Here is a 12,088-nt window from a genome sequence, read left to right as displayed (position 1 = left end):
CGGCAGAGTTCGGGGTGTGACCTTCGCCGCTTGGCCCCCAGGGGCTGGGCAGCCTGGTTACCCACAAGTAGCATGGGGGAAGCAAGCGCACGCTTAGGCGTGTGCTCGCAGCAGTGCCATCCCGCACCCTGGAGGAGAGCCATCGTGCCTCGTACCGTCAGGGACGTCGTCTTCGTCGACGGCGTCCGCACCCCGTTCGGCAAGGCGGGCCCGAAGGGCATCTACCACGAGACCCGCGCCGACGACCTCGTCGTCAAGGCCATCCGGGAGCTGCTGCGCCGCAACCCGGGCCTCGACCCGGCGCGGATCGACGAGGTCGCCATCGCCGCGACCACGCAGATCGGTGACCAGGGCCTGACCCTCGGCCGTACGGCGGGCATCCTCGCCGGGCTGCCGCAGTCGGTGCCGGGCTACTCCATCGACCGCATGTGCGCCGGTGCGCTGACCGCCGTGACGAGCGTCGCCGGCTCCATCGCCTTCGGTGCCTACGACGCCGTCATCGCCGGTGGCGTCGAGCACATGGGCCGCCACCCCATGGGCGAGGGCGTCGACCCGAACCCTCGGTTCGTGAGCGAGAAGCTGGTCGACGAGTCCGCCCTGTTCATGGGCATGACCGCCGAGAACCTGCACGACCGCTACCCGAGCATCACCAAGCGGCGCGCCGACGAGTACGCCGTGCGCTCGCAGGAGAAGGCCGCCAAGGCGTACGCCGACGGCAAGATCCAGCAGGACCTGGTGCCGATCTCGGTGCGCCGCACCGACGCCTCCACCGGTGAGACCGGCTGGGGACTGGTCACCGCGGACGAGCCGATGCGTCCGGGCACCACCCTGGAGTCGCTGGCCGGCCTGAAGACGCCGTTCCGCGTCCACGGCAACGTGACCGCGGGCAACGCGGCCGGTCTCAACGACGGCGCCACCGCCTCGATCATCGCCTCCGAGGACTTCGCGCGGGAGAACGACCTCCCCGTCAAGATGCGCCTCGTCTCGTACGCCTTCGCCGGCGTCGAGCCCGAGGTCATGGGCTACGGCCCGATCCCCGCGACGGAGAAGGCGCTGGCCAAGGCCGGTCTCTCCATCGAGGACATCGACCTCTTCGAGGTCAACGAGGCCTTCGCGGTCCAGGTCCTCGCCTTCCTGGAGCACTACGGCATCGCCGACGACGACGCCCGCGTCAACCAGTACGGCGGCGCCATCGCCTACGGTCACCCGCTCGCCTCCTCCGGCGTCCGTCTCATGACGCAGCTGGCCCGCCAGTTCGAGGAGAACCCGCAGGTCCGCTACGGCCTCAACACGATGTGCGTCGGCTTCGGCATGGGCGCCACGGTCATCTGGGAAAACCCCCACTGGGAGGGCAAGTGAGCACCACCGCCGAGCTTCTGAAGGGCGCCGCGGAGCTCTTCCCGGACGAGGTCGTCACGAGCGCCCACGTCCGCCACTTCGACCTGCCCGCCGGTGCCGGCCGGTTCGCGCTGATCACCCTCGACAACGGCTTCGACCACACCAAGCCGACCACCTTCGGCCCGCAGTCCCTCGCCAACCTGAACACGGCGATCGACCAGGTCGAGGCGGAGGCCGCCAACGGTGAGATCGTCGGCGTCGGTCTCACCGGCAAGCCGTTCATCTTCGCCGTCGGCGCCGACCTCAAGGGCGTCGAGCTGCTGAAGAAGCACGACGAGGCGCTCGCCATCGGCAAGGGCGGCCACGACGTCTTCAAGCGTCTGTCCGCGCTCGCCGTGCCGACCTTCGCGTACTACAACGGCGCGGCCATGGGCGGTGGCGTCGAGGTCGGTCTGCACTGCTCCTACCGGACCGTGTCGAAGGCCCTGCCCGCCTTCTCGCTGCCCGAGGTCTTCCTCGGTCTGGTGCCCGGCTGGGGCGGCTGCGCGATCCTGCCGAACCTGATCGGCGCGGAGAAGGCCGTCTCGGTCATCATCGAGAACTCGCTGAACCAGAACCGCCAGCTCAAGGGCAAGCAGGTCTTCGAGCTCGGCATCGCCGACGCCCTGTTCGAGGGCGCCGACTTCCTGGAGCAGTCGCTGATCTGGACGGCCTCCGTCCTGAACGGCTCCGTCACCGTCGAACGCCCCGAGATCGACCGCGGCGAGGGCTGGGACCAGGCCGTCGCCAAGGGCCGCGCCATCGCCGACTCCAAGGTGCACGGCGCCGCCCCGGCCGCCTACCGGGCCCTCGACATCATCGAGGCCGCCAAGGACGGCGACCTGCAGAAGGGGTTCGACGCCGAGGACCAGGCCCTCGCGGACCTGATCATGGGCGGCGAGCTGCGCGCCGGCATCTACGCCTTCAACCTGGTGCAGAAGCGCGGCAAGCGCCCCGCCGGCGCCCCGGACAAGTCCCTCGCCCGCCCGGTCACCAAGGTCGGTGTCGTCGGCGCCGGTCTGATGGCCTCCCAGCTGGCCCTGCTCTTCCTGCGCCGCCTGGAGGTGCCGGTCGTCCTGACCGACATCGACCAGGAGCGCGTCGACAAGGGCGTGGGCTACGTCCACGCCGAGATCGAGAAGCTGCTCGGCAAGGGCCGGATCAACCAGGACAAGGCCAACCGTCTCAAGGGCCTGGTCTCCGGCGTCCTGGACAAGGCCGAGGGCTTCGCGGACGCGGACTTCATCATCGAGGCCGTGTTCGAGGAGATGTCCGTCAAGCAGAAGGTGTTCGCGGAGGTCGAGGCGGTCGCCCCGGCGCACGCGATCCTCGCCACCAACACCTCCTCGCTGTCCGTCTCGGAGATGGCCTCCAAGCTCCAGCACCCGGAGCGCGTGGTCGGCTTCCACTTCTTCAACCCGGTCGCGATCCTCCCGCTCCTGGAGATCGTCCGCGGCGAGAAGACGGACGACGCCTCCCTCGCCACCGCCTTCGGCGTGGCGAAGAAGCTGAAGAAGACCGCGGTCCTCACCAAGGACGCCCCGGCGTTCGTCGTGAACCGCATCCTCACCCGCTTCATGGGCGAGATCCAGAACGTCATCGACGAGGGCACTCCCGTCGAGACGGCCGAGAAGGCCATCGAGCCGCTCGGTCTGCCGATGTCGCCGCTGGTGCTCCTGGAGCTCGTCGGCCCGGCGATCGGTCTGCACGTCTCCGAGACCCTGAACCGCTCCTTCCCGGACCGCTTCACCGTCTCGCCGAACCTCAAGCGGGTGGTCGAGGCCGGCAAGCGCGGCTTCTACGTCTACAACGCCGAGAACGGCTTCAAGCCGGAGCTCGACCCGGAGGTCGCCGCCCTCCTCGTCCAGGGCGACTCCGTCCTGACCGAGGAGCAGGTCCGCGACCGTGTCCTGGACGCGGTCGCGCAGGAGATCGGCCTGATGCTGGAGGAGGGTGTCGTCGCCGAGGCCCAGGACATCGACCTCTGCCTCATCACGGGCGCGGGCTGGCCCTTCCACCTGGGCGGCATCACGCCGTACCTGGACCGTGAGGGCGTCTCCGAGCGCGTCAACGGCAAGCGGTTCCTCGCGCAGGGCGTGGCGAGCGTCCCCGCGTAACGCCTCCCCGTACACGGGAACGGCCCCGGCACCTTCTCCAGGTGCCGGGGCCGTTCCCGTGCCGTCAGGGGCCGTGGTCACGCCAGGGAGCGCCAGCCTTCGAGCAGGAGACCGTCCGCCGCCGCCTTCTGACGGGTGGTGAGCAGCGAGGTCCCACCGACGTGGGCCATCACGACGAGACGCCCGTCGAGCCCCCGGGTGAGGACGGGGGCGAGGTCGCCCTGCGCCTCCCCGGTCTCCGACCAGCGGATGCCCTCGGCCTCCTGCTCGCTCGGGTAGGCGGCGAGGGCGAGTCGGCCGTCGGCGGACTGCTGGGCCAGGACCGTGCAGTCGAAGCCGTCGATGAGACAGCGGGTGACGGCGATCCGGCCGGTGCCGACCGCCTCACCGAGGGGCGTGGGCTCCAGCGAGCGCTCCGGCGACCAGGCGCAGACCCGGCCGTCCTCGTCGAGGTAGTAGAGGGTGACGTGCCCGGACGGGCCGGTCGTCGCCGCCAGGGTGCCCATGGTGACCGAGGCCGGCACGACCTCCTCGCGGATCGGCTTGGCGCCGGGCTCGCGCTGGACGTACCGGGCGAGGCCTTCGGCGTGCGCGCTGTACAGCTCGACGAGGCCCGAGCCGTTGGTGACGGCGACCGGCGAGGGGTCGGTCCGGGAGCCGTGCAGGTCCCACCAGGGGTGCCAGCCGCCGGCGTCCTTCTGCGCCCGCACGCTCAGGCCGCCGCCGCCGTTGCGCATGAAGACGTACGCGCGGCCCTGGGCGTCCACGGCGACGGCGGGGTTGCCGGTCCACGGCCCCTTGACGTTGGAGTGCCCGATCGCGCGCCATTCCAGGGCGGGGCGGCCCGTCTGGAACTGGACCGTGTGGACCACCTCGACGTGTCCTTCGTCGCCGCCGGTGGGGCGCAGTCCGACGAGGTGGACGTAGCGGTCGGCGCCCTGGCCGACGGCGAGGAGGGGGGTCAGCCCGCCGCCGCCGAGCGACACCGGCCCGCTCCAGGCTCCGTCGGGCCCCTCGGTCCAGCGCACCACCTCTCCGTCCCGGGGCAGGTAGGCGCTGAACCGGCCCTCCTCCCCTCTGGTCAGCCAAGGTCCCTGGAGTACAGGGGCGGTGGTCGAGGTGTGAGAGCGGGCAGCGGGGACCTGGGATCGATTCGCCATGGGGGGATCCAGCACTCCGGTCGTCGTGAGGAGTTCGGGTACGAACCGACTGTAGTCGTCCTGCCGAACGGCCCCTTCCGCGGCCACCGCACCACTCGCCTCAGTACCGGGCGTTCGGGCCCTCCCGACCGAGCCGGCTGTGACCGCGTCCGTACAGGTAGTACACGACGATGCCGATCGCCATCCAGACGGCGAAGCGGAACCAGGTCTCGCCGGGCAGGTTGAGCATCAGCCAGAGCGAGGCGGCGATGGAGAGGATCGGCAGCGCGGGCACCCAGGGGGTGCGGAAGGCGCGGGGCAGGTCCGGGCGGGTGCGGCGGAGCACGATGACGCCGAACGCGACGAGGACGAAGGCGAAGAGGGTGCCGATGTTCACCAGGGTCGCCAGCTCGTTGATGCTGGTGAAGCCGGCGACGATCGCGATGATCACACCGAGCAGGATCGTCGGCCGGTACGGGGTCTTGTACTTGGGGTGCGTGACGGAGAAGAAGCGCGGCAGCAGGCCGTCACGGCTCATCGCGAAGAACACGCGGGTCTGGCCGAGGAGCAGGATCAGACAGACCGTGGTGAGGCCGACGGCGGCGCCGAAGCTGATGACGCCCGCGTAGAAGGGATGCCCGGCGGCCTTGAAGGCGTCGGCGAGCGGGGCGCTCACGGACAGCTCCGTGTAGTGCTGCATGCCGGTGACGACCAGGGCCACGGCCACGTACAGGACCGTGCAGATGAGGAGCGAGCCCAGGATGCCCCGGGGCATGTCCCGCTGCGGCAGCTTGGTCTCCTCGGCGGCGGTGGCCACCACGTCGAAGCCGATGAAGGCGAAGAAGACGACCGAGGCGGCGGTGAAGATGCCCATGACGCCGAAGTTGGTCGGCTCGTACCCGAAGAGCAGCTGGACGAGCGGCGAGTCCCAGTTGGAGCCGCCGCCCTCGGGGGTGATCGCCGGCGGGATGAAGGGCTTGTAGTTGTCACCGACGATGAAGAACAGGCCCGCGATGATCACGATCATGACCACGGTCACCTTGATCGCCACGACGACGGCGGTGATCCGCGCGGAGAGCTTCATGCCGAGGACGAGGACCACGGTCAGGACCAGGACGAGGATGAAGGCCAGGATGTCGAAGGTGCCGCCCGCGGCGTCCGGGCCCTCCAGCCAGGCCGGTAGGTTCCAGCCGATGTTGTCCATGAGCGAACGGACGTACCCCGACCAGCCGACGGCGACCACCGCCGTACCGAGCGCGAACTCCAGGACAAGGTCCCAGCCGATGATCCAGGCCGGCAACTCGCCGATCGAGGCGTACGCGAAGGTGTACGCCGATCCGGCCACCGGCACCGTCGAGGCGAACTCGGCGTAGCAGAGGGCGGCGAGGGCACAGACGATGCCCGCCGCGACGAACGCGAGGGCGGTGGCCGGGCCCGCGTTCTCCTTGGCGACCTTTCCGGTCAGGACGAAGATGCCGGTGCCGATGATGACACCGACGCCGAACACCGTCAGATCCCACGCGGAGAGTGATTTCCGTAGCGCGTGCTCCGGTTCCTCCGTGTCCCGGATCGACTGTTCGACCGACTTGGTCCGGAACATTCCGGAGTTCGCCCGTGGCTGCTGGTCCGTACTCACCTTCGTACCTCCCTGCCGGCTGTCCGCCCTGGGGTCAGAATGCACGGCAATGGGCCGGTCGGCACTCCGAAGAGTGAGCCGACCGGCCCAAGGGTGACGTCGGGTGACGGGATCCGTCAGTCGCGGGCGGGCTCCACGGCCTGCGCGCTGCTCTCGAACCGGCCGTCGAGCCGTGAGACCAGACCGGTGACCTGACGGGCGATGTCCGGGGCGGTCAGCCCGATCTCGGCCATCACCTCGGCGCGCGAGGCGTGGTCGAGGAAGCGCGGCGGGATCCCGAAGTCACGCAGCGGTACGTCCACCCCGGCGTCGCGCAGCGCCTGCGCGACGGCCGAGCCGACACCGCCGACACGGCTGTTGTCCTCGACCGTGACGACGACCCGGTGACGCTCGGCCATCGGGGCGAGGGCCTCGTCGACCGGCTTGACCCAACGGGGGTCGACGACGGTGGTGGTGATGCCCTGGTTGTCGAGGAGGTTCGCGATCTCCAGGCACATCGGGGCGAGCGCGCCGACGGAGACCAGGAGGACGTCCGGCCTGTCGGTGCCGGGCTCCCGGAGCACGTCCATGCCGCCGACCCTGCGCAGGGCGGGGACGGCCGGGCCGACCGCGCCCTTGGAGAAGCGGACCACGGTCGGGGCGTCGGTCACCTCGACGGCCTCGCGCAGCTGGGCGCGGACCTGGTCGGCGTCGCGCGGGGCGGCGAGCCGCAGGCCGGGGACGACCTGGAGGATCGACATGTCCCACATGCCGTTGTGGGAGGCGCCGTCGGTGCCGGTGACGCCGGCCCGGTCCAGGACGAAGGTGACACCGCACCTGTGCAGGGCCACGTCCATCAGGACCTGGTCGAAGGCGCGGTTGAGGAAGGTCGCGTACACCGCGAAGACGGGGTGCAGTCCGCCGGTGGCGAGGCCGGCCGCGGAGACCGCGGCGTGCTGCTCGGCGATGCCGACGTCGAAGACCCGCTCGGGGAAGGCCTTGGCGAACTTGTCGAGACCGACGGGCTGGAGCATGGCCGCGGTGATCGCGACGATGTCCTCGCGCTCCTTGCCGAGCGCGACCATCTCCTCGGCGAAGACTCCGGTCCAGTCGGCGCCGGAGGAGGAGATGGGCAGCCCCGTGTCGGGGTGGATCTTGCCGACGGCGTGGAAGCGGTCGGCCTCGTCCTGGAGGGCCGGCTGGTAGCCGCGGCCCTTCTCGGTGAGGCAGTGGACGATCACGGGGCCGCCGAAGCGCTTGGCGCGCGTCAGGGCGGACTCCAGGGCCTCCATGTCGTGGCCGTCGATCGGGCCGACGTACTTGAGGCCGAGGTCCTCGAACATGCCCTGGGGGGCGATGAAGTCCTTGAGGCCCTTCTTCGCGCCGTGCAGGGTCTCGTAGAGCGGCCTCCCGACGACGGGGGTGCGCTCCAGGATGTCCTTGCCGCGGGCGAGGAAGCGCTCGTAGCCGTCGGTGGTGCGCAGGGTCGCCAGGTGGTTGGCGAGGCCGCCGATGGTCGGCGCGTAGGAGCGCTCGTTGTCGTTGACGACGATGACGAGCGGGCGGTCCTTGGCGGCGGCGATGTTGTTGAGCGCCTCCCAGGCCATGCCGCCGGTGAGGGCCCCGTCGCCGATGACGGCGACGACGTGGTCGTCCTTCTTCAGGACCTCGTTGGCCTTGGCGAGGCCGTCGGCCCAGCCGAGGACCGTGGAGGCGTGCGAGTTCTCGATGACGTCGTGCTCGGACTCGGCCTGCGAGGGGTAGCCGGAGAGGCCGCCCTTCATCTTGAGCTTCGAGAAGTCCTGGCGGCCGGTGAGCAGCTTGTGGACATAGCTCTGGTGGCCGGTGTCCCAGAGGACCTTGTCCTTCGGGGAGTCGAACACGCGGTGCAGGGCGATGGTCAGCTCGACCACGCCGAGGTTGGGCCCGAGGTGCCCGCCGGTCTTGGAGACGGCGTCCACGAGGAACGTCCTGATCTCGTCGGCCAGCTGGTCCAGCTGTTCCGGGGAGAGCCGGTCCAGATCTCGCGGTCCCCTGATACGGGTCAGCAATGCCACCCGTGCCTCCTTGCGTTTGAGCTGGTCGAGCTTGCCGATTTGTCGAGTCTAATGTTCCGTCTTGGATCGTGGGCATCGGGCCGGTGGATGAGGCGTCACCCTCACGGCCTACACGCCGCTGATCTGTACGGCCCCGTGCCGGGCGGTGCACTGCTCCGGACGCAGCAGTGCCCGGCGCCGGTTTCGCGGCGCCGGGCGGTGTGGCGAGCGTTACGCGCGCGGGACGGGGTCCGTCACGCGCGCGGGACGGGGTCCCTAGGCGCGTCCCGCCGTCTTCTGCGTCTTGCGGGAGACCGAGTCGATGATCACGGCGATGAGCAGGACCGCGCCGGTGATCATGTACTGGATCGCGTTCGAGGACAGGTTCATCTGGTTGAGGCCCTGGACGATCGACTGGATGACCAGGATGCCGAGGAGCGCCGACCAGACCTTGCCGCGTCCGCCGAACAGGGACGTACCGCCGATGACCGCGGCGGCGATGCACATCATCAGCTGGTTGCCGCCGCCGAGGGAGCGGTCGGCGCCACCGGTCGCGGAGGCGAGGAACAGTCCGCCGATCGCACCCATCGTGCCGGAGATCATGAACACCGAGATCCGGATCCACGCCACGTTGATGCCGGCGCGGCGGGCGGCCTCGATGCCGCCGCCGACGGCGAAGACCTGACGGCCGTAGGTGGTGCGGCGCAGCACGAAGTCGGTGACGAGCAGGATCACCAGGAAGATCACCAGCGACAGCGGGAGGCCCTGCTCCTGGTTGAAGCCGTAGGCGGCGACGAGGACCAGGACCGCGAGGACGGCGGTGCGCAGGATCATCTCGCTCTGCGGGCGGTACGGCAGCTCGGCGGCCTTGCGACGGCGGGCGTCGCGCAGCTGGGCGAGGTAGAAGGCGGCGACGACGGCCACGGCGAGGCCGTAGGCGGCGGCGACGTCGGAGAAGTAGTACTTGGTGAGGTCGCCGACGAAGCTGCCGATCGGGGTCGGGATGGTGGACCGCTCGCCCATGACCCAGGTCTGGAGACCGGCCCAGCCGAGGAAGCCGGCGAGGGTGACGACGAAGGCGGGCACGCCGATCTTGGCGAAGACCAGGCCGTGGAAGGCGCCGAGCAGGGTGCCGGAGAGGATGCCGAGGAGGATGGCGAGGCCGTCCGGCATGTCGGTGCCGAGGACGCCCCATACCGCGCCGGCCAGGCCCGCGACGGAGCCGACGGCGAGGTCGATCTCGCCGAGCAGCAGCACGAACACGATGCCGACGGCCATGATGCCGGGGCCGACCGCGTACAGCGTGATCTGGTCGAGGTTGTACGAGGTGATGAAGTTGCCGGTGAGGGCCTGGAAGACGATGCCGATGACGACGAGGCCGACCACGACGGGCAGCGAGCCGATCTCACCGGAGCGGATCTTGCGCTTGAACTCGTCGACGTAGCCCTTGAAGCCCTGCTCGCGCACGAGGAGGCGGGGGTCGACGGCGGGGACCGCGGCGGCGGCCGGGGTCTCGGTCACCGGGGTCTGCTCGCCGGGGGCCTGCGCGTCCGGGGTGCGGGGTTCGGGGACCGCTGCTTCCTCGCTCGCGGCGGGAGGGGTGTTGCTCACTTCGCTACCTCCGCGTTGCGGGCCTGGCGGCGGGTCACGGCGTTGTCCGTGGCACCGGTGATCGCGGCGATGATCTCTTCGTGTGTGGTGGTGGCCACCGGGAAGGTGCCGTTGTTGCGGCCCAGGCGCAGCACCGCGACGGTGTCGGCGACGGCCTTCACATCGGCCATGTTGTGGCTGATGAGGATGACGCCGAGGCCCTGCTCGCGCAGGCGCTCGACCAGGTCGAGGACCTGGGCGGTCTGCTCGACGCCGAGGGCGGCGGTCGGCTCGTCCAGGATCACGATCTTGGGGTTGCCGACGAGGGCGCGCGCGATGGCGACGACCTGCCGCTGGCCGCCGGAGAGGGCGGCGACGGGGATGCGGACGCTGGGGATGCGGATGGAGAGCGTGGAGAGCAGGTCCTTGGCCCGCTTCTCCATGACGACCTCGTCGAGGACGCTGCCCTTCTTGATCTCGCGGCCGAGGAACAGGTTGGCGACGACATCGAGGTTGTCGCAGAGCGCGAGGTCCTGGTAGACGGTCGCGACACCGAGGTTCTGGGAGTCCTGCGGCCGCTGGATCTCGACCTGCTCGCCCTCCCACTCGATGACGCCCTCGTCGATCGGGTGCACGCCGGCGATCGTCTTGACCAGCGTGGACTTTCCCGCTCCGTTGTCGCCGACGAGCGCGACGACTTCTCCTGCGTGGACTTCGAGATCGACACCGGAGAGGACCTGAACCGCTCCGAACCGCTTGAAGATCCCGCGCAACGCCAGCACGGGCGTCTGGGACACGTGAACCAACTCCTTCGCCGCCCGCGGGCGGCGGCATGTCGCGCCGCCGGTGCAGCGCCAAAGTTCGAGAGGGGGGTGAGCTCGTCCGGCCCCCGGGCCGACAGCGGGGTCTGGGTCGGCCGGGGGCCGGACGGGCGGGAGGACGGATCCCAGTACCGCACGCCGACCGGAGGGAGTGTTCACCCTCTGTACGCGGGCCGTGGCGGCGGCCCCGTGCCGGCCACCCCGTCCGAGGGGCGGCCGGTGGGCCGTACGCGGCCGGCGGCGGGATCCGTGGTGCCGGGCCCTCGGGGGGCCCGGCGGGTGGGGCGAGGGCTTACTTGACGCCCAGCTCGGTGCACTTGGCGGCGAGGTCCGCGGTGCAGAGGTCGGCGGCCTTGTAGATGCCGTCCTTGACGACCGTGGTCTGGATGTTGGTCTTGTCGACCACGACCGGCGGGAAGAGCGTGGACGGCACGCCGTCGGTCGCGCCCTGGGCGCCGAGCTCCTTGCCCTGGAGCAGGTTGACCGCGAACTTGGCGGCCTCGGGGGCCAGCTGGAGCGGCGACTTGTAGATGGTGAAGGTCTGCGTGCCGGCGATGATCCGCTGGATGCCCGCGACCTCGGCGTCCTGGCCACCGACCGGGATGTTCTTGATGCCGGCGTTCTCGAGGGAGGTGATGATGCCGCCGGCCATGCCGTCGTTGGCGGAGTAGACCGCGGTGATCTTGTCCTTGCCGAGCGAGGAGATCGCGGCGGACATCTTCTCGCCCGCGACCTTCGGGTCCCACTCGCCGGAGGCCTCGTAGGCGATCTTGCCGACCTTGCCGTCGAGGGCGGCGTGGGCGCCCTTCTTGAACAGCCCGGCGTTCGGGTCCTTCTCGTCGCCGTTGATCATCACGACGTTGGCGGTGGCGGCCTTGCCGCCGAGGGCGGCGAGGAGCGCCTGGCCCTGGAGCTCGCCGACCTTGTTGTTGTCGTGGCTGACGTAGGCGTCGGCGCCCTTGACGGCACGGTCGTACGCGATGACCTTGACGCCCTTGGCCTTGGCCTCGGTGACCCAGCCCTCGGCCTTGGTGGCGTCGACCGAGCCGAGCGCGATGACCTTGACGCCGTCGGCGATCAGCTGGTCGAACTGCTGCTTCTGCTTGACGACGTCGGAGACCGCGTTGTTGTAGACGACCTCGCAGTCACCGCAGGCGGCCTTGACGGCCTTCTCGAACTGGGGCTTGTCGAGGGCCTCGTAGCGAGCGGTCTTGTTCTCCGGAAGGAGCAGGCCGATCTTGGTCGAGCTGCCCTTGTCCGCGCTGTCGTCGCCGCCGGCCTGGCCGCAGGCGGCGAGCGTGAGGGCCATCGAGAGCGCGGCCGTGGCTATGGCGGCACGACGCGTCACTGCGTTCATGTGGGTTTTGCCTCCCTGACGAGGCCGCGACGTTGC

8 protein-coding genes are annotated in these 12,088 nt (G+C 70.2%); 2 read left to right on the top strand and 6 right to left on the bottom strand.

Going from position 1 to position 12,088, the window contains the following annotated elements; translation table 11 throughout:
- The first annotated feature begins 144 nt into the window (after positions 1–144).
- Positions 145–1,359, top strand: coding sequence for an acetyl-CoA C-acyltransferase (locus tag ABZ567_RS16195; RefSeq protein WP_360789549.1), 1,215 nt, complete (start codon positions 145–147; stop codon positions 1,357–1,359).
- Positions 1,356–3,494: a 3-hydroxyacyl-CoA dehydrogenase NAD-binding domain-containing protein gene (locus ABZ567_RS16190; protein WP_360789546.1), complete on the top strand. Its 2,139-nt coding sequence runs from the start codon at positions 1,356–1,358 to the stop codon at positions 3,492–3,494. Before ABZ567_RS16195 ends, ABZ567_RS16190 begins: the two co-directional genes overlap by 4 nt.
- Before the next feature lie 77 nt (positions 3,495–3,571).
- Here ABZ567_RS16190 and ABZ567_RS16185 read toward each other — a convergent pair whose 3' ends face one another.
- The 6 genes from ABZ567_RS16185 to ABZ567_RS16160 all read right to left on the bottom strand — a co-directional run bounded on the left by ABZ567_RS16185 (position 3,572) and on the right by ABZ567_RS16160 (position 12,052).
- The gene (locus tag ABZ567_RS16185; RefSeq protein ID WP_360789543.1) at positions 3,572–4,654 is read right to left on the bottom strand and encodes a hypothetical protein; all 1,083 of its coding nucleotides are present in this window, start codon (positions 4,652–4,654) and stop codon (positions 3,572–3,574) included.
- A gap of 100 nt (positions 4,655–4,754) precedes the next feature.
- Positions 4,755–6,233, bottom strand: coding sequence for an amino acid permease (locus ABZ567_RS16180; RefSeq protein WP_360789878.1), 1,479 nt, complete (start codon positions 6,231–6,233; stop codon positions 4,755–4,757).
- Between the two features lie 152 nt (positions 6,234–6,385).
- Complete coding sequence (gene dxs, locus ABZ567_RS16175) at positions 6,386–8,305, bottom strand: 1-deoxy-D-xylulose-5-phosphate synthase (protein WP_360789540.1); 1,920 nt, start codon at positions 8,303–8,305, stop codon at positions 6,386–6,388.
- 255 nt (positions 8,306–8,560) lie between these two features.
- Positions 8,561–9,805 carry a sugar ABC transporter permease gene (locus tag ABZ567_RS16170; RefSeq protein WP_360789875.1) on the bottom strand — a complete coding sequence of 415 codons (1,245 nt, stop codon included), beginning with the start codon at positions 9,803–9,805 and terminating at the stop codon, positions 8,561–8,563.
- Between the two features lie 86 nt (positions 9,806–9,891).
- The gene (locus ABZ567_RS16165; RefSeq protein ID WP_360789537.1) at positions 9,892–10,671 is read right to left on the bottom strand and encodes an ATP-binding cassette domain-containing protein; all 780 of its coding nucleotides are present in this window, start codon (positions 10,669–10,671) and stop codon (positions 9,892–9,894) included.
- A 316-nt stretch (positions 10,672–10,987) separates the two neighbouring features.
- Positions 10,988–12,052 carry a substrate-binding domain-containing protein gene (locus ABZ567_RS16160; protein WP_360789534.1) on the bottom strand — a complete coding sequence of 355 codons (1,065 nt, stop codon included), beginning with the start codon at positions 12,050–12,052 and terminating at the stop codon, positions 10,988–10,990.
- Positions 12,053–12,088 lie beyond the last annotated feature (36 nt).

The sequence above is a fragment of the Streptomyces sp. NPDC016459 genome (assembly GCF_040632845.1).
Classification (GTDB): domain Bacteria; phylum Actinomycetota; class Actinomycetes; order Streptomycetales; family Streptomycetaceae; genus Streptomyces.
The sequence above is the reverse complement of the archived record's forward strand: the minus strand, read 5'-3'. Positions and strand labels throughout refer to the sequence as shown.

Coding starts and splice junctions, on each gene's coding strand:
- ABZ567_RS16185 (WP_360789543.1), bottom strand. CDS start 4,654: ATGGCGAATCGATCCCAGGTCCCCGCTGCCCGCTCTCACACCTCGACC.
- ABZ567_RS16180 (WP_360789878.1), bottom strand. CDS start 6,233: ATGTTCCGGACCAAGTCGGTCGAACAGTCGATCCGGGACACGGAGGAA.
- ABZ567_RS16160 (WP_360789534.1), bottom strand. CDS start 12,052: ATGAACGCAGTGACGCGTCGTGCCGCCATAGCCACGGCCGCGCTCTCG.